The organism is Nocardia terpenica (assembly GCF_013186535.1).
GTDB classification, from domain to species: domain Bacteria; phylum Actinomycetota; class Actinomycetes; order Mycobacteriales; family Mycobacteriaceae; genus Nocardia; species Nocardia terpenica.
This window is the reverse complement of the sequence record NZ_JABMCZ010000003.1, coordinates 1442611-1460847: the sequence shown is the minus strand read 5'-3', so window position 1 is coordinate 1460847 and position 18237 is coordinate 1442611. Positions and strand designations below refer to the sequence as shown.

At 64.2% G+C, this 18237-nt stretch carries 13 protein-coding genes and 2 pseudogenes; 5 read left to right on the top strand and 10 right to left on the bottom strand.

The genetic code is table 11. The features are described from left to right. The first annotated feature begins 1 nt into the window (after position 1). From HPY32_RS28295 to HPY32_RS46610, 5 genes and pseudogenes are all read left to right on the top strand, one after another. On the top strand, positions 2-1279 hold the full coding sequence (locus tag HPY32_RS28295; RefSeq protein WP_082870467.1) for an aminotransferase class III-fold pyridoxal phosphate-dependent enzyme: 1278 nt from the start codon (positions 2-4) through the stop codon (positions 1277-1279). Then, complete coding sequence (locus HPY32_RS28290; RefSeq protein WP_067577322.1) at positions 1279-2424, top strand: acyl-CoA dehydrogenase family protein; 1146 nt, start codon at positions 1279-1281, stop codon at positions 2422-2424. The genes HPY32_RS28295 and HPY32_RS28290 overlap by 1 nt, the downstream gene beginning before the upstream one ends. Next, positions 2421-2828 (top strand): thioesterase family protein, encoded by a 408-nt coding sequence (locus HPY32_RS28285; RefSeq protein WP_067577319.1) that lies wholly within the window; start codon positions 2421-2423, stop codon positions 2826-2828. Before HPY32_RS28290 ends, HPY32_RS28285 begins: the two co-directional genes overlap by 4 nt. A 12-nt stretch (positions 2829-2840) precedes the next feature. Then, entirely contained in the window at positions 2841-3335 is a 495-nt protein-coding gene (locus HPY32_RS28280; RefSeq protein ID WP_067577317.1) for a YbaK/EbsC family protein, read from the top strand. A gap of 339 nt (positions 3336-3674) precedes the next feature. Then, a pseudogene (locus HPY32_RS46610) lies at positions 3675-3854 on the top strand (helix-turn-helix domain-containing protein); the annotation flags it as partial. Between the two features lie 39 nt (positions 3855-3893). On the opposite strand, the pseudogene HPY32_RS46855 reads toward HPY32_RS46610, so the two are convergent. From HPY32_RS46855 to HPY32_RS28230, 10 genes and pseudogenes are all read right to left on the bottom strand, one after another. Next, positions 3894-4025, bottom strand: a pseudogene (locus HPY32_RS46855) (hypothetical protein); the annotation flags it as partial. A gap of 312 nt (positions 4026-4337) precedes the next feature. Next, positions 4338-10379: a helicase-like domain-containing protein gene (locus HPY32_RS28270; protein ID WP_216676385.1), complete on the bottom strand. Its 6042-nt coding sequence runs from the start codon at positions 10377-10379 to the stop codon at positions 4338-4340. A 254-nt stretch (positions 10380-10633) separates the two neighbouring features. Then, positions 10634-11251, bottom strand: coding sequence for a hypothetical protein (locus HPY32_RS28265; protein ID WP_067577313.1), 618 nt, complete (start codon positions 11249-11251; stop codon positions 10634-10636). A gap of 122 nt (positions 11252-11373) precedes the next feature. After that, on the bottom strand, positions 11374-12192 hold the full coding sequence (locus HPY32_RS28260) for a hypothetical protein (RefSeq protein ID WP_156673783.1): 819 nt from the start codon (positions 12190-12192) through the stop codon (positions 11374-11376). 75 nt (positions 12193-12267) lie between these two features. Then, entirely contained in the window at positions 12268-13458 is a 1191-nt protein-coding gene (locus HPY32_RS28255; RefSeq protein WP_067577309.1) for a prolipoprotein diacylglyceryl transferase, read from the bottom strand. 81 nt (positions 13459-13539) lie between these two features. Next, entirely contained in the window at positions 13540-14055 is a 516-nt protein-coding gene (locus HPY32_RS28250; protein WP_067577307.1) for a DUF4913 domain-containing protein, read from the bottom strand. Further along, a complete protein-coding gene (locus HPY32_RS28245) occupies positions 14052-15845 on the bottom strand; it encodes a type IV secretory system conjugative DNA transfer family protein (RefSeq protein WP_082870465.1) in 1794 nt (597 codons plus the stop codon). Before HPY32_RS28245 ends, HPY32_RS28250 begins: the two co-directional genes overlap by 4 nt. Before the next feature lie 26 nt (positions 15846-15871). Further along, the gene (locus HPY32_RS28240; RefSeq protein WP_156673782.1) at positions 15872-16582 is read right to left on the bottom strand and encodes a hypothetical protein; all 711 of its coding nucleotides are present in this window, start codon (positions 16580-16582) and stop codon (positions 15872-15874) included. Next, positions 16579-17121 (bottom strand): hypothetical protein, encoded by a 543-nt coding sequence (locus HPY32_RS28235; RefSeq protein ID WP_156673781.1) that lies wholly within the window; start codon positions 17119-17121, stop codon positions 16579-16581. Before HPY32_RS28235 ends, HPY32_RS28240 begins: the two co-directional genes overlap by 4 nt. Beyond that, positions 17118-18230 carry a toprim domain-containing protein gene (locus tag HPY32_RS28230; protein WP_082870464.1) on the bottom strand — a complete coding sequence of 371 codons (1113 nt, stop codon included), beginning with the start codon at positions 18228-18230 and terminating at the stop codon, positions 17118-17120. The genes HPY32_RS28235 and HPY32_RS28230 overlap by 4 nt, the downstream gene beginning before the upstream one ends. Between the last annotated feature and the right edge of the window lie 7 nt (positions 18231-18237).

The window sequence follows — 18237 nt, the reverse complement described above, 5'->3', positions numbered from 1 at the left end:
AATGTCGAACACTCAATCTATATTCGGAAAAATGAAAATTGCCTCCGGTCACGGCAGCCACCTTGTAACCGAGGATGGTCAGCAAATACTCGATGCATGCTCGGGCGCGGTCAATGTGAATGTCGGACACGGTAATCGGTTGGTCCTTGAGGCCATGAAGCGGCAGCTCGACACCATTGCGTTCGCCTATCGGGCGCAGTGCACGACAGAGCCGCTCGAAGAACTACATGAAGCTCTCCACAACCTGTTCGGTAATTCCTTCACCCATCATCTGTTCACGAACTCCGGCTCGGAGGCCCTTGAGCAGGCTCAGCGCGTGGCGTGGTGCTATCATTATGCGCGCGGCGATATCCGTCGCAGGGTCGTACTCGCCGAAATCCCCAGCTATCACGGAATTACGTACGCGGCCTTGAGTACTTCGGGGCATCCAGTGCGCTGGCGGGCGCTAGGTACTGTGCCCGCCCCCGATCGCGAGATATTCCGGCATGTCGAGGCGACTGGCGATCGCGACGAGCGGGCGGGGCTGTCCGAATGGCAAGCGGCGATCTCGGAGATCGGGGACGAATTAGCGGCTGTCGTTGTCGAACCGGTCGGAGGTGCTTCCTCAGGCGCGGCGGTCTGTCCAGAAGGCACCTTACGCGGGATTCGTCGCGCTGCAAACGAAGTAGGGGCTGTAGTCATCGCCGACGAGGTGATGACGGGCTTCGGGCGTCTCGGTCACTGGATGCCGTCGATGCAGAATGGTCTGGCTCCGGATATCGTCGCCGCGAGCAAGGGGTTAGGCGCTGGCTATTATCCGATAGGCGCTGTGCTGGTCCGACCCAGCATCGCCGAAACCCTTGAGGATCAACCGGATCTGGGCACATTCGGCCACACCATGGCCGGTAGTCCCGTCGCCGCAGCGACTGCAGTCGCGGTCCTCAAGCAATTGCGCGAGGGCGACCTGCTGGCGTCGGTGCGCGACCGCGCGCCAAGCCTGCGGCAGCGGTTGTCCGATGCGGTCAGTGAATGTCGCTTTCTTGGCACACCGCGAGGCGATGGTTTCCTGCTCGCCGTGCCAATCATCGACAACCCCCGATTGTGGCCCCGCACGCGGAATTTGTTCCTGGAGCACGCGGCACGGCACGACCTTCTATTGTATCCAGCCGGAGTCGACACGAGGACAGCTTCCGTCCTGATCGCGCCTCCCTTGACCAGTTCAAGCGCTGATATAGATGAACTAATCATCAAGGCCACCCAGACTGTGATGGATTTTCATGCGGAGAGGACAAATAGCTGATGTTCGGCCCGTCGTCATCTATTCGCGAATACTATCAGGCTCTCGGCGAAGCTACTATCGCGAAGCGCTCCGATATTTGCTACGAGCGCGGCGAGCTCGACCGTGAATCCTGGCTCGAGATCGCTACCGAGGGAGTGTGGAAACTGGCCGTCCCGAAATGCTGGGATGGTGCGGGTGGCAGCTGGTGGGATTTCGTCGCCGCCTTCGAAGGGCTGGCCCAGGGTGGGCGCGACCTTGGATTCTCGCTGTCAATGGTGGCACAGGCAGGATTGATTCGCTCGCTGCTCTATTACGGCACTACAGATCAGATCGCAGAATTCCTGCCGCCACTGACATCGGGAAAAGTGGGTGCCACCGCCCTTACCGAAACTCGGGGCGGCTCTGACGTCTCGGGCGTCACGACCTGCGCGGTGTCGGCACCGGGCGGATACGTACTGTCTGGAGCCAAGGACCATGTAACCAACGGTCCGATTGCCGATCTGGCCATGATCCTCGGGCGAATTCCCGAGGTAGGCTCACGTGATATTACTCTCTTCATGGTGGATATGGCCAATCCAGGAGTAGAGCACGGGAAACCGGAGGACATGATCGGCAATCGAACCAGCCCGACGGGCCCCTTCACGTTGCACGAAGTCGAAGTTCCAGAATCCGCCGTTATCGGGGGTGTTGGCGAGGGGCTGTCGATCATCTACAACACGATCAGTCTCGACCGGCTGCTGTACGGAGTGCTGGCCTCGGCCTACCTTGAGCCAGTACTGTCTGATGTTATCAATTATTCGTTCGAAAGGGTGGCGTTCAAGCAGCCCATCGCGGATTATCAATACGTTCAATCAAGGATAACTGATATCAAATTCGGTATCGAAACCAGTCGCTGGATGGCATATGCGGCATTGGAATCGTTGCTTGCTGAGGATCCACAGGCCAATCTCCGATGCTCCATCGCCAAATATCACGGTTCGGAGACCTTGCACAATTCCACCGAACACCTCTTTCGGATTCTCGGCCATCTTGGGTATATGAACGGTCAGTATTCACGAAGACTCCTCGACGGTCTCGGTCCTCTGATTGCAGGCGGGACATCGGAGATGCAGCGAAAGAATGTTTTCCAGCAACTTATCAAACTCAGGGAAGAGGTTTCCGTATGACCGCCGTCAATCGCCTCGGAAATTTCGAAGCTGCACTGAATCAAACCGTCACTGTCGAACATACCGTGACAGAGAAGGACACGGCGATGCGCTGGGGCAACGACCTACCTGTCCTGTCGACTCCGGTATTGCTGTGGCTGTCGGAGCTCGCAGCCATGCGCGCGGTGGAACCGTACGTGGTACCCGGCTGGATGACTGTCGGCATCGCGCACGACTCAAGTCACCTAGCTCCCTCAGTTGAGGGCAACACCATCAGCATCAACGCGACCCTAGTCGACGTCGACGGCAGCCGACTGCGCTTCGATGTTTCTGCCGAGGACGGGGAAACAGTCATTCTTGCAGGTTCACATACCCGCGGTGTGATCAACAGTGAGCGCTTCCGGCAGCGCTTGATCCTGAGATAGCCGGAGGGACACATGGAAACGCAGAACAACACCTACCGAAAACTCATCCAGCTACTCAAATATCATCGGGCGCGGTATCGAATCATCGATCACGAACCCGAGGGGGTGACCGCAATCGCGAGTGAACTCCGCGGACATGCACTCGCCGCCGCAGCCAAGAGCATTGTGGTCGCAGTCAAGCAAAAGAGTGCCGCACCAGCGCACGTTCTCGCGGTCGTTTCAGGTGTGGATAGGGTCGATTTCGAGAGCATCCGGCGAATGTACGGGGGCACCCGCGCGTATTTCGCGCCCGTGACAACTGCCGAGGACCTGGCGGGCAGCGTCAGCGGAACGGTGCTGCCATTCACATTCACCGACCAAATGGAGCTGATTGTCGATCACAATCTACTTACACACGAGGAAATATTCTTCAATGCGGCGCGTCTGGATCGTTCATTGGCACTCGATACCGTCGATTATCAGAAGATCGCTAATCCGCGAATAGAGTCGATCGCCCAGAGCGGGTGACTCGAACATTCTCCATCCTGATTCCGCTGACGACGGACTCCAGGCGCCCACACCACGGGTGGCCCGCTCCGGCGCCAGCCGGTTCAGAAATAGTAGGCGGCCGCCACCGCGGCCGTCCTGGCCGACCTCGCCAACCCCAACTACAAGGCAGTGGTCGTCGACTCACCACCCGGAGCCGACAAGAGCACTCTCGTAGTCCGTGCAGCAGAGGATCTCGTCAACGCCGGTGAGCGGCCGATCGTTTTCCCCCAGACCAACGATCAGGTGGACGACAGCGGCTGAATTCGTGATGTCGCCGGGCTTGACGCCGATGCGGGCCGAACGGGGTACACCTGTTGGGTGAAGTACCCGCAAGGCGGTGGGTTGACCGCTGGGCGTCGAAAGTTCAGGGAGCGGTTGCGGTTGCAGGCTGCGCAGGACTTCGCCCGGGACGTGGACAACGCGGTGATCGCCAAGAGGCTGCGAGTCGGTGTGCGGTCGGTGCAACGGTGGCGTAAGGCGTGGTCGGTCGGTGGTGAGCAGGGGCTGCGGTCGAAGGGTCCGGCGCAAGGATTCGCCCTTGTTGAGTTGGCGGGAGATCTTGCGCCGATAGTCCGAATCGGACAGGGAGCGGGCGGTAGACGGTGCGCCGCAGGGCCCGTACTCCTTGAGCGCGGCGGCGAGGGTGTTCTGTCGCCCGGACGCGGACAGCTTGCCACTTCCTCGAAGGTCTGCGATACGACCACGACGCCCACACCACCCTGCGACAGATCATCCGCCACGACAACCGGCTGCTGAGCTCCACGATCACACTCCTCGCCGACCTCGCCGCCGTCCACCGCCGATGACTCTGCGGGGGCGGGATCGGGGATCGTGCGGGGTGGTGGTCGGCAGGCTGGACGACCGTATCGACATTCAGGCCGCCCTGTACGGAAAAATGGGCTTGCAGCACGTCACGGTGTGGTTCGCTCACAACAAGACTACTGTCCGCTTTCATGTGAGTGTCGAGAGAATCGGGTGAATCTAGCTATCGAGTTCGGTGCCACGGTTTTGCGTTCGAAACGGAATTACTGTTGCGTCGTGCACGGGGTGTTGCACTGGGCCGATCACCTCGTGGCACTGCGATTTCGCAACGAGAGCCACGACGACTGCGCCTTCGGATACGCTTCGGCCATTCCGGTCGCGGTCTACGGGTGGTCGCCCGTTGGGCCGTTCGGCCTTGTATTGTTCTATTTTCTCGAGACATGCCTCGTCTGCATGTTGGGCCATGAGGGCGCGGACCTGCGCCGGTGAGTCGAGGCCGAGTTGGTGGCAGAGTGCGGGTGTGGCGTTGAGCATCAGGCTCCAGCCGCGGTGGCGTCCTTTGGCGGCGAGTCGCTGTTCGAGTGCTTCGCGGCGGGCGATGGCTTCTGGGCTGGTTGCTTCGTGGCGGAGTTGCCGTTCGAGCTGGTCGAGTTCGTCGTACATGGCCTTGAGTTCGCCGAGGCGATCGAATCCCGTGGGCGGTTCGGTGTCGAGTTGCTGGAGCCGGTCGGTGTCGAGGTGGAGTCGCCAGCGTCGTTCCTCGAGCGCCTTGGGGAGGTCGTTGACGAGGTTTTCGACGCGGGTCATGAGGCCCGAGGCCAGCTGGCCGAAGGCTTTGTCGCGTTCCTCGGCGGTGAGGCCCTGCTGTTTCTTCGGGTCGAGGTAGAGCTTCTCGTGCTCGATCGCGCGGGGCGTGACCGCGAGGCCGACGGGTTTGAGGTATAGCTCGGAATTGCTTGTGCTGTACCGGACTTCGATATCGAGCCCTGCGATGGTGGCGACGGTGATCGCTTCGTCGACTGGGCGGTTGTGGAGCCGTCCGGCGGCTTGGCGGAGGGTTTCGACCAGTGCCCGGGAGGCGTCGGTCCGTTCGGTGTAGGTGGTGCCGTGCACGGTGGTGGGTGGGGTGGTGCCGTCTTGGTGGTGTTTCTCGGCGTCGGCGAGGGCGGATTCGAGGGCAGCGATGGCCCTCCGGTGGCCGGGGATGGCTGCTTGCAGGGTTTGGTGTTCGCGTTCGGCGCTGCGGGCGGCGGAGAAGTAGGCGTCTTGTTCGGCTTGCAAGTCGGCGACGGCGGATTGGAGTTCGATCTGGCGGATGTAGCGGTCGTCGCCGGTGGCGATGGCCTTGATCATGGCGGCGTTCTCGGCGAGGCTGTCGGCGCCGAGGTCTTGCACGCGGCGGGCGGAGCGGTCGGCGCGTTTGAGTCGTTCGATGAAGAACGCCTTGCGCTCCAACACCTGCCACATATAGGTGTCGAAGGTTCGCTCGGCGATGTAGCAGAAGATCCGCACCGAGGGGTTCTGGTTGTGCTGGCGGATAATTCGGCCTTCGCGCTGTTCCAGGTCCGCGGGGCGCCAAGGCACGTCGACGTGATGCAGCGCCACGGCCCTGGTCTGGATATTGGCTCCAGTTCCCATCTTCTCGGTCGAGCCGAACAGTACCGAGACTTTCCCGGCGCGGCAGTCGGCGAACAGGTTGGCCTTCGCTGCGGCGTTGCGGTAGTCGTGGATGAAGCGGATACCGTCGGGTTCCATGCCACCCGCGACGAGTTCGTCTTTGATGGCCTGGTAGATCGTCCACTGGGCGCGATCGGTCTTGGGTGTGGCACGGTCGCAGAACACGATTTGCAGGCCGCCGGTCACCGGTGACGGTTCGCCGAGGTCGTCGGTGTAGGTGTTGTCGCGGGTATCGGCGTGGACGGCGAGGATCTGTTCGGCGACGACGCTGGCGCGCAGCCGCCCCTGATCGGCTTCGTCGGCCACCGCGCTGGCCTCGGAGCCGGCGGCCATAGCGGCGAGGAATTGTTGGTCTTCGGCGATGTCTTCGTGTCCGCTGCGGCGGGCGAGTTCACGCAGGTAGTCCAGGCGCTTCTCGATGGCCCCGGGTGGGTCGAGGTGAGCGGCGCGGGGGTCGAGGGTGACGTTGCGGCCGTCGGTGGCGATTTTGAGGCCGTTGTCGATGTCGAGGCGTTTGGGGTCGGTGGTGTCGGCGCGGTAGCCGAGGTCGGCGATGAAGTCGGCGACTTCCTGGCTGGGGGTGAACGAGACGACGATCCGCTGGCCTTCATCGAGTTCCGGTAGTGCTGCGGTGATCTGGTCGCGGGTGACGGAGTCGGTGAACACGCTGGTCATGCCGATGAGATCGCCGGTGTTGACGAAATCGCCGACGCGGGTGCGGGTTTCGAAGCGGGAGCCGCTGGTGTTGAGTTCGATGGTGTCGCGGGTGGTGGTGAACACCGCACCCCAGGAATCGAGGTGCCGCACCCCGGCCTCCTCCAGCAGGTCCGGGCGCAGGTAGTTCGTCATCACCCACAACTCGCCGATGCTGTTGGACACCGGCGTGCCGGTCGCGAAGGTGGCGACCCGCTCCACGTAGGCGTCGGCGGGGATACCCGCCGCGACAGCTTCCCGGCGACGCTTCTTGCGTAGATATTCCAACTTCAATTGCAGGTCCATCGCCTGCTGACTCCCCGGAGTGCAAGCCAATTCGGTAATATTGGAAACACGCAAAAGATTCTTGTAGTGGTGCGCTTCGTCGATAAACAAATAGTCGCAGCCGGAGTCTTCGAATCCGATTCCGGTATCGCGTTTGATTTCTTCGAGCTGTTTCTTGAGTTGCTGTTTAGCGGCTTTGAGACGAACTTCGAGAATTTTACTGGCTTTCTTGCCTTCGAGTTCGCCTTGGGCGATGCCGAGTTCGTCGATTTTGCTCTGAATGAACGCGGTCCGTGTCTGCTTCGAGGTCGGCATCCGCTTGAATGCCGAGGCCGGGACGATCACGAAATCCCAGTCCTGCGCAGCGGATTGGGCGATCAGGCGGCGACGCCCGGCCGGATCGGTGGCCGACGATCCGCACAGCACCCGTGCTCCCGGATACCATTGGTTGGCCTCGCGGGCGACCTGGTCGACGATGTGGTTCGGGACGACGATCCAGGGTTGCCGTGCCAGGTGCAGGCGCCGCAGCTCCATTGCCGCCATCAGCATGGTTCCGGTCTTGCCCGCCCCCACAACGTGATCCAGCAAAGTCGCTGGCTCGGACACGATTCGCGCGACGGCGTCGAGCTGGTAGCGGTAGGGCTTGTAGTGCGTGCCCAACCCCGGCACCGTGAGGTGCGCGCCGCTGTAGGCCGGTGCGACAACGGAATTGAACAGTTCGTTGTAGCGATCCAGGAGGCGTTCGCGCCGGGCGGGGTCGGAATCCATGGCCCAGTTCTCGAACTCCTGGGCCAGGCGGCGGGCCTTGCTCTGAACGGCGCGGGTCGCGCGGGCGTGCAGCTGGTCTCCCCCGACCGTTGTGAGGTAGTCCTTGGATTTGTTGACCCGGATCGGGGCGGAGTTGCACAGGTCGCCCAGTAGCGTGATGTGGTCGTAGTCGCCGCCGGCGACACCGGCATAGGCGATGCCGAGTTCGTCGGCCTTGGGGTCTTCGAAGTTGTAGCCGCCCTCACGCTGCCCCTGAAATGCCTTGGGCGCCAACCCCCACTTGAGCAGGTCGCCGCGCGCGCCGGGGTAGGTCTTGTCGACCTGGATCACCCATTGGCCGTCGACACGTTCGACGAGCACCTTCTCCTCGGCCGGGATGGTGAAGGTGTCGCGAATGAACTGGACGTAATCGGCCGACTCGACCCACACCGCACCCAAGCGCACATCCACGGTGGTCTTGCGCTCGGGTACCACCGCGGCCAGCGCGGCGGCGTTGGCGCGGTAGCGCGGATCACGACCCGCCGCCTCGGTCGCGGCGGCGAGCTTGCGGCGCACGTTGCCCGACAAATACATCGGCGCATGCAGCCACGTGTCCGGGTCGTCGAGGGAGCGGAACGCCAGGCCGGTGGCTTCGAGCTGGGTTTCCACGTCCTCGCGGGTGGTGTCGAGCAGGCCGGTGATGCGGGGCAGGTCGATCCGGTTGGATTCGTCGAGGCTGATCGCGATGGCGTCTTGGATCGTGTCCGCGTGGGTGGGTGGTGTCGGTGCGGCGTGGATGACGTCGGAGGTGAAGATCGCGGCCTTGGTGCCGCGGTGGGTTTGTTCGTCGAAGTGCTCCAGCGCGAAGACCACCGACGTGGTGGGGTCGTTGCGCAGGATCCCCTCCAGGTGCGCTTGCTTCTTGTAGGGCTCCCGCTCGGACTCCCACGCCTTGTCCGACAGCTCCTCCAACACCTCGTCCGGCACCGCACCCTGGAAGGGCCGCTCCGCGGTGCCCTGCTCGATGCGCCACCGCTCGATCGCGGTGTCCAGTTGCGCGCGGTGACGGGCGTCGTCGACCGCGGGCGGGTCGATCATCGTGAACCGGTTGATGTATCCGTATTTCGCCAGGTACGTGTCGTAGCGGCGGTTCAACTCGCTGCGCAGCGCTGCGCGCTGCTGCGCATCGCGGCCGTCGAGCTGCGCGCCGACCAGCTGTGTGGCGACATCCCGCAGCCCGAGCAGTGCGCGCCACTCGGCCATCTTGCGTTTGCCGCGCACCTCGGCGCGCGTCCAACCCGCCGGGCCGTAGACGTCGATGCGCTGCTGGTCGTCGTTCCAGCGCAGCGTGTCCACCGCGACACCGCCGGTTTCGGTGGTCGGGACGACCAATCCGGTCTCCACGTCGGCGCCGACCAGGGCGGTCGACTCGGCCGTCGCGATCAAGCCCAGATCGTTGTCCCGGGCCTGGTCGATGAGGCGGGTGAGGTGCGCGTCGATGCGCTCGGCCAGCGCGTCCCCGGCGACGCCGTCGACGTAGAGGTCTTCGCGACCGAAGGCGTTGCTGGCATAGGTCAGGGTGCCCAGGATGTGCTCGGGGTGTTCGGCGAAGTACCGGTTGATCTGGAATTCCCGCACCTCGTAATGGCCGTGTTCGGTCTTCTCCCGCACGGTCAGCGTGCCCTGTCCCAGAAACAACCGCGTGTCGTGACTGGGTTCGCGCTCGGGTTCGCGGACCCGCCACACCAGCAGATCCGTGGAGGTGTCAGTGCCTGCGACCCGCTGGAATGCCTTGGCCGGCAACCGTAATCCGCCGATCAGGTCGGCGCGGTCGGCCATCTCGCGACGCGCGCGGTCGTCGAGGTTCTCCGCGGTGTACATGCTGGTGATCACCGCGACGTACCCGCCCGGCCCGACCAAATCCAAGGATTTGATCAGGAAGTGGTTGTGGATCAGCTGATTGGTCGGATTGTGCGCCGGGTCGTAGAGGCGCAGCTTCGCGAACGGTACGTTCCCGATCGCCGCGGTGAAACTGTCTGTCTCGACCCGGGTTTCCTCGAAACCCTCCGCCCGGATCTGCGCCCGGGTCGGATACAAGGCGGCGGCGATGCGCGCGCTGACCGGATCGACCTCCACACCGACCATGACCGCCTCGGCCGGGGCATGGGCGATGAAAGTGCCTGAGCCACAACCTGGTTCGAGCACTCGGCCGCCGGTGAACCCGGCACGCTGCACCGCCCGCCACATCACCGCCGCGATCCGCGGGTCGGTGTAATGCGCGTTCAGCATGCTTTCGCGCGCCAGCGCCCACTGCGCCGGATCCAAAAGCTCCGACAGTTCGGTGTGTTCGGCTTCCCATTCCGGGCCGCGCTCGAAAACCTGTGGGACCGCGCCCCATCCGGACCAGCGTGCCAGCACCGCTTGCTCATCCGGTGTGGCGTAACGATTCTCGCGATCCAACACGTCCAGCAGCCGGATAGCCGCGAGGTTGGCGTGCGCGCGATCCTTCGCTGACTCCGGCACCACGATCGCGGTATCGGGTGGGAAGTCGACCGGCTCCGGCAGATCGCGTTCGTCCTCGCCCATCCCGGTGGTGGCCACGGGCTCGGTGACCGGGCTCTCCGGCGCCCGTGCCGGGCTGACGTCGCCGATGACGGTCAACAGGGTGTCGCGAATGCGATCGGGCAGACCGAGGTCAGCGACCAGGCCAACCAACCGGGTGCGAGCGGTATCGGCATGGTCGGCGTCGATAGCGGCGGCGTCCAGCCACGCCTCCACGTCGAGGCTCAAGTCCTCGATCTGATCACCATCCAGACCAGCATCGAAGACCGCATCCTCGATGCGCTCCCACACCTGCATGAACGGCGGCACACCCGCATCACGGCGCCCACCGACTCCAGGAGCTGCCGACTCGGCACGCTCGTCCGCCGGGTCAGCGACGGGAGACCGGCCGCCGACTACCGAAGCCTCGGAGGAGGGCACGGTGGTCGGCGCGAGCGTCTCGGTGGCGGTTTCCGCTGGGGTGGACGGTAGCGGGGTGGCGCCGGGATTGGCTGCGAAGGGGTCGATCGGCCCGGCGCCGAACGAGTCCAGCAGGGTGAGTTGGTTGGGGTCTAGCGCGTTGCGGCGAGAGCGCCGGGGCCGTCGAGCGGCTGGCCGTCCTTGCGCATCCCGGTTTCCAGCCGGTTCATGAATGACGACATGGCCGCGCTGTCGTGGGCCTCCGGCAGCGGCTGACCGTCTTCCCGCATCACCTGCAGCAGGTGCGCCGCCATCACCCGCACCAGCGTCGACCGCGTCGGCAGCAGCCGATCCGCCAGCTCCTCCAGTTCCGTGTCCGGCTCCGGTCTCCGCGCTGTCGGCACCCGCCACCGATCCGCCGGCACCACGTCCGCGGTCACCGGCTCGCCCGGACCGGCGTCGAGGGGTTCGTCGTGGACCGGGATCTTGTCGTAGAGGGCCTCGGTCAGCACTTCCTCGGTGATCTGCTGGCGGCCGGTGTTGATCAGCGCCACCAGCGTCAGATAGTCCGGTTCCTGCCCCGGATTCTCGGTCTTCCACCGCGCGACCGCCGGACCCTGCGCCGTGCCCATCCGGTCGGCGATCTGCCGGGAGATCGCGCGGGTCTCCCGATCCAGGAACGTGCTGATCTGTTCCGGGCTCCACTCCGGCGGTAGGCCGATGTGCTCGCGCCAGGTTTGCTCGACGATCTGACGAATCTGGTTCGACATGATGTTGATCCTCCTCGCTCACTGGCGATGATTCCACCACCGCGAACAGATCGAGTTGTCCCTCGCCGGGGAGGTTGGATTTCGCTGCCATCAGGTCTCCTTTCCCCAGGTCAGCCAGGAATTCAGGGGTCTAACTCGTCACCGATGCCGTGCGCAATCTGACCCGGAGGTTGCCGAGACGGCGCCTGCACCGCCGGTGCGATGTCATAGGTCGGTGTGGCCGCCGAGATCAGTTCCGCGGCCGATGCTTTCTCCGGCGGTGTCTGGTCGCGGTCGCGGTCCCATGACGCGGGCGGGAATCCACCTCGGCTCAGCCAGTCGTCGAGTGCGTCCCAGTGGTCGATCAGCTCGTCCAGGTAGTCGATGGACTCGTCGTTGTCGTTGCCCTGCTGGACTTCTCGCACGAGCTGCCGTATGCGTCCCAATGCAGCATCCGGGTCCATCCGCTCACCACCGTCGGGTCGAGTTCGGGAATGTCGGTCCGAGGTCGAGTCCTGGCTTGCCACCGGCGTTTCCGCCGCCGCCACCTCGCTGGGGGTCCGCATCTTCAACAGCTCGTGCCGGAATGGAGTACTGAATTGGCGGTGCGCGGTGTGAATCAGCGCGTTGACCGACACGCTGTCGGGATCTGCGGCCTCACGGACCTGGTCGTCGACAGTCTCGACCGCACGTGCCTGATCAGCTGCGGCGATCCAACGGTCACCAGCAAGCAGCGGGTCGGCCAGAAGCTGCGCCTGGATCATGTTGCGCCACTCGAAATCGCCGTCCACATTCGGAATACCCGAAACCGGATAACGATCGGTCCAGGCGCGCAGGCGGTTCGGGGTCGACGACCAGTCGCTCACCGCGTCTGCAAGATGCGCCCACTGCTCGGAATACTCGCCCTCGCGCCACATGGCGGCCCAGTCATGGGACAGCTCGGTCAACTGCTGCGCCACCACCCGCAGCTGGTACTGGTGCGCATAGATTTCCCGCATCATTCGTTCGTCGTACGGGGGCATTCTGAGCGACATGGTTCAGACCCCGAGTTCCTGATCGGCCGACGGCGCCGCGGTGGCGTGCTGACCGGTAGTCGCGGGAGTAGGTGTGGCGGGCTGTTGTGGTTGCGCCGCACCGATATTCGGATGGGCCGTATTGATCAGATTCGCGGTGGTCGTCTCTGCCGCCGACGCGTGCGGGGCCTCCGGGGCACTCCGCCCATTGGCAGAGTTACCTCCCTGCGACGCATCGGCAGTCGAAATGCTTTCCGGAGCAGACGAATTCGCCTCATCGGAGGATCCGACTCCGGCTTTCCCCGCGCCAGCAGAAGAATTCACCACCGCTGCGGGATCGGAGACAGTCTGTGCCACGGCGCGACGTTGCTCCTGCGTCGCATCGGACTGCGCCGACGATTCGGTCGAGACGCTCGGCGCCTGCGCCACCTGGCGGTTGAGGCGATCGTTCTCCTCGCGCAGTGCGGCAGCGATGTTCTCCAGGGCCGACAGGCGGGCATAGTGGTCGGCGGCCTGGGTTTCCAGCTGCGTCACCCGGGCCTCGCGTTGCTCGTGGGTGTCGCGGCTCATCCACACCGGGTTGTCCCCGAGCCCGAGGGCGTGGGCGGTATTCACCGCGTGGGCGGCTTCGCGATCGGGCCGCTGCGGGGCTTGTTCGGCGCGTTCGCGATGCAGCTGCTCCCACTGTTCGAGCCGGCGTCGTTCTCTGTCCCCGGCCAACCCGACTCGCAGCCGGGACAGGCTCGCGTGCAGTCGCGCTCGCAGCGCCGGGAGCCCGCGCGCTGGGAGCGGGGTGAATACGGGCAGCATGGGCACGCTGGGCGCGTGGTGGGCCACCGAGAGGGAGGTGACGGCTTGGCCGCGGTCCTCGGCCGACAAACGGGGTTCGGCGTTGATGCGTTGTTCGATGGCCAGCCGGTCGCGTTCGAGCTGTTGCTGGCGGGCGAACCACGTCTCCGGGGTGTCGACGCTGCGGGGCCGGTAGCCCACGAGCATGGTGTGCTGGTGCTCGCGGACCGCCGCCTCGATATCGAGCCGGGCACGCTGATAGTCCAGGAACTGGCGCCGCTGATCCTCCCGGATGGCGAGGCTGATCTCCTTACGGACACCACGTGGGACACTGTGGGCCTGCGGACTTTCCTGCCGCCAGCGTTGGATGATCGCGAGAATCGATTCCGTCAGCGGGTCGGGAGAATTGGCTGTTTCCTGCGCCATGACGACTCCTTGAGGTCAATTACGTTGGGGCTCAATACGGTTGGCGTCGCGGGTGACCTTTCTTCGTGGGCTGTGCGCCGTTCAGAGTTCGAGGCCGTCGTCCAGGTCGGTCACGGTGTCGGTACTGGGGCGTCCACCGGCGGTCTGTCCATTCGGTGAAGACGTGGCCGTGTTGCCGGTTCGGGTGGCGCTCACCGGTTCCGGCGTCGCCGGTCGGGGGAAGAATCCGGGTGGGACCGGTTTGACCGGCAGTGTCGCCACCGGGTCGTGGCGTTGCGGGGTGCAGCGCCACATCGGCCCGTTGGCGGCATCAGTGAGGACACGCATGGTGGGGTCGGCGTGCATGAGCCACCAACTGTCCATGGCCGACCCGTCCGGGGTGATCCGCGCGGCCTCCCACGCCTGCCACAACGCCGCAAGACGCACGGCGACCACGCGGTGCCGCCACCATTCCGAGCACCAGGTGTGAGTCCCCTCCCTGTTGCCGGAAGCAAGCCGCAGGGTGTACTGCGGAAAGAACCAGTCGTCGAGCCAGTCGACGAACCACGGGTAGGCCAGCGCCGGGGCCTCGGTATCGGATTCGGGTTCGCTGCTCATGGGGCGTTTTCTTCTTCGTACAGCTCGAGGGAGCGGTGGATGAGCGGGGCGAATTCGGTGTCGCCCCAAAAGGTTTTGCGGACCAAGACCGGTTTGTTGCCGGGGATGCGCACGATTGCGCGGTCCTTCTCCAGCGCTGCGAGGTCAGTGACTTCAGCGATGGGTTCGCTGCGCCAGGAGCGGGTGTAGCCGGTGCCGCCGCGGCTGGTGTTTATCTGGGTGTCGGCGACTTCGTGGTTGCCGATCAGTTCGACCCATCGCCGCAGGTAGGTGGTGTCGCCGATGCCGCCGCCGTAGCACTCAACCGATTGGGCAAACATCTTGTACAGGCCCTCTTCACCCCAGATCTGTTTGCCCTGTTCGAGGACTTGCAGCCAGACCATGAGGATGACGCCGTGCCCGCCGGCGTAGGTGAAGTAGTTGGGCAGCTCACCGAGCTTGCAGCAGTTTGCCGCTTCGTCCAGCACGCACACCAACGGCACTCGCAGCCGCCCGTTCGCCCGGCGGCGCGCGGAATCGAGTGCGGCTTCGACGATTTGGCCGACGAGGGCGGTCATGATCGGCGCGGCGCTATCGGGACCTTCCATGGATAGCGCATACAGGCTGTCGCGGCTGTCGACGAACGCCCATGGGTCGAACTCCGGAAGGTCGTGCACGGGCTTGTTGTCCGGTTCACTGGTGAGGTCGATGCCCGCCTGTTCGTCGCCGGAGACAGAGATCATTCGGCGGTGCGGTGGGAGTATCACCCACGCGTAGGTTTCGTCGGTCAGTGAGCCGAGAAACCTTCTGGCCATGTCGAATACGCCGTCTCGCTGCCTGCTGGTGAGGCTTTGCTTTTCGGTGATCAGGCGCGCGGCGTTGTGATGGTTGAACCGGTGCAGGATCAGTACCGGGGTTTCGTCCTGATCGCGTCCGAGCCATTCGGCGGCGTGCACGAGGTCGCCCTCGGCGCAGGCGGCGGCGAGGATGTAGGTGGACAGCAAATCCATTGCCGCACCGTCGAAGTAGGCATCTTTCCGGTCGCCGGGTTCTCGGCTGGCGGAGATGAAGAACGACGCGAGCTTGCGGGCACCGGCGAGGGTGTCGATGTGCGCCAAGGGATTCCACCAGAATTCAGCCCGCCGGTGCCCGGTGACGCCCTGAAGGTCGCATAACCAGACACGCCCCACCTGTTCGCGGCCATACCGAGTGTGGGCATACAGATCGGGCTTGTTCGAAGTGGATAACATTGCGCCGGGGGCCGATAACGCAGCGGGGATCGCCCACGCCATCGTCTTGCCTGTCCGTGTACCCGAGACGAACGTGGCGGGCATTTCCCAGGTCAAGTACACCGGGCCGCCTCCGGCAACCGGGACACCCAGCGCGATCCCAGGCGAAGATTTGGCGATATCGGGAGCGTCGGACAACAGTCGTCGGGCAATGTCGGCTACATCGCTGCGAGTAGCACCGGACAAGGTCCGCACCGGTTGCATGGTGCGCGCGGCGTAGTCGAGACGGCCACGGCCGTGCTTTTCATGCCAGAGCCGAAACGCACCGACTGCCACGGCGGCAGCGAGCACAACAAGAATGACCGTCGACTGCCAGGGCCACGGCTGGGTACCAGTCGCGATTCTGATCAATGCGGCGGGTGGGTTCTTGGTCGCGGGCAGTCCAGCCCACCAGCAACCCAACGTCAACGCGCCCCAGACCAGGAGCCCGAGTATCACTACGCCGCAGCCGATCAGCAGCGCCGCGGTCTCTTCGCCGATGCCGGACTTGTTGGTACGGCGGGTTTCTCGCGTCACCTTCACGGTTCACGCCTCCGTTCGCTGGGAAGTCACAACTGCGAGACGTGTTCGAGGTCTAACTTCGCCCCCGGCGCATTGATCGGGAACGGTGCCGGCTGAGCCGGACCGATGCTGCGAGGCTCCGGGTGTGCGATGTCGATCAGCCGTGCAGCCTCTGCACCCTCGGCGGTGACGGCTGCATCGTGGCTGTCCGGTGTATCGGCGCGGGCCTCGGAGAGGTCGGTGGCCATGTCGGTGTAATCGGCCGCCATCTGTCCGCCGTCGAATAGATGGTCGGGATACTGTGGGCCAGAACCAAGTTCGTCGGATTGATTCCTGGGTGCATCAGGATCTCGTAGGCCGGAAGTGAGTTTGTCGGCATGAGCCCTAGCAGCGGCGGGGTCTGCTCCGGACTCCCGAAGGCGAGCTGTCCATGCGTCGGCCAGTCCAGGATCAGTGTCTCGGTGTGCTTCTGCGGCGGCCCAGCGTGAGAGCAGTTCGCGTGTACGTTGCTGGTGTTCGATCTCGGCCAGGTCATCGGCGATCGGCTGGTTGCCTTCGCGGACGGCGAGACGGCGTTGCAGGACTGTGGTGCGCAGTTGTTGCTCGAATATGCGCAGCCGGTGTTCCCGCTCCCGGCGAGCTTCCTCACGCTGTCGCAGGGTTCGTTGGGTACTCCGGTCCCTCGCAGCACGTGCCGCCTGGAGCGCTCGTCCGGCGGCCCGCGTCAATTGTTGTGTGATGTCGTCTATTTCAGTCATCGGACCTCCAAATCTGTGACGAGCCAAGGCTTGTCGGCGCTATCTCTGGCGACTTGTAGATAGGCGGTGAGTTCGCGCGGGGCTTCGTCGCCGGGGCGCTGTGTCACGGCGATCACGCGGCGAATGCGGGTGCTGGTGTCTGTGGGGTGGTCGTCTTCGGTGATGCGGACGGTGGCGGTGACCGTGATGTGCAGCGAGGACCAGCGAGCCCAGGTCGCTGCGGTGATCGGTGCCATGGCGGTGGCCGATGCGCCGATCTGGTGCAGGTAGTCCGTCGCTATCAGGGGTGCGGCGGCAAGGAATGCCGTGGCGGTGTCGCGCTGGTGATCGGGCCGGTAGGTGAAGATCGCGGTTGCGGCGGCCGTCAGCACCGCGTGAGGCGAGCAAGGATCGGTCTCGGCATAGGGTGTAGGGAAATGTGTTGCCGCACAGTGAGATATGCCGCGCTCCTGCTGGTGGGCGCAGCCTATGCCCGCCAGTGCGACGAGTCCGACAGACAGCGCTGCGGCGAGAACGACGGTAGGTTGTCGGCGGTTCACAGCACCGCTCCTGCGTCGGTGGAAGCAATCTGTCTCAACGACTCCGCAGCAGCCCAAGCCGTTGACCCGGCAAGTGCTGCCGACATGGGGCCGCTAGGTTCCCGCTGGGATGGAAGCGCACAAGCCAGAAGTCGTTGAAGCCGAGGGTCGGCAGCCTCGAACTGTTCGGGCTCAGCGAAGGCTGGTTCTAGTTGCGGCTCGATCAGATCGGCGAAGTCGATCTCCGAGTAACCAAGTTCAGTGGCAGGTTCGAGATCTTCGAGACTGTGACCGGCATCGAGGTGATCGTTCAGATCGTTGCCGTCACGTGCCTGGACGACGGTCACTTGTTGGACCAGGGGATGCACCAGTTGCCGGACGGCGCGGGCATGTGTGTAACCGGCCGGGTCCCGGTCCGCCACGATGACCACTCGGCGTGCTCCGGTCAGTTGTTGCGCGTGGGCGGGGGTGAATGAGCCCGCGCCCAGGGCGTTACAGGTGGCCGTGAGGCCCAGGGTGACAGCGCGGTCGGCGTCTTTTTCGCCTTCGCATAGCCAGATGGTTCGGCTGGTCCCGATCGCGGTGGAAACTTGTGGCAGGCGGTACAGCACCGGCTCGAACGCGCCCAATGGCCATGTGCCGGTGGAGGGTTCGTATCGCCGTAGGTAGAACCCCTTTTTCGAGCCGTGTTCGAATTCGGTGCGGGTGCGGATCACTCGGCCGATCCGCACGCCGTGGATGTCGCGGTAGACATAGTGGGCCACGTCGATGGGCCACCCGAGTTGCTTACCAAGGCTGCGTCGTTTGCGCCGTCCGGCAGGCGACGCCTGCGATCGGTGGTCCCGCGATATGGGCACGCGGTGTCTTTGGTTGTCGGATGCGGGTTCGTCGAATAGGTCGCCAACGGTCAACCCGAGGCTGTCCAGTACTGCGGTATCCGGGCATCCGGCGAAGCAGCGGACGATTGTCTTATGTTGGTGCGCATCGTATTTGATTGCCGCGCTGGCCTGGTTGTCATCGTGAGCCGGGCACAAGAACGTGGCCCAGGCCCCGTTGTTGGTCGACTGACCGCTGACGGTGACGAATGCGTCCCGTATCAGCTCGAACGACGGTCCTACATCGGCGGTCATCACGCAC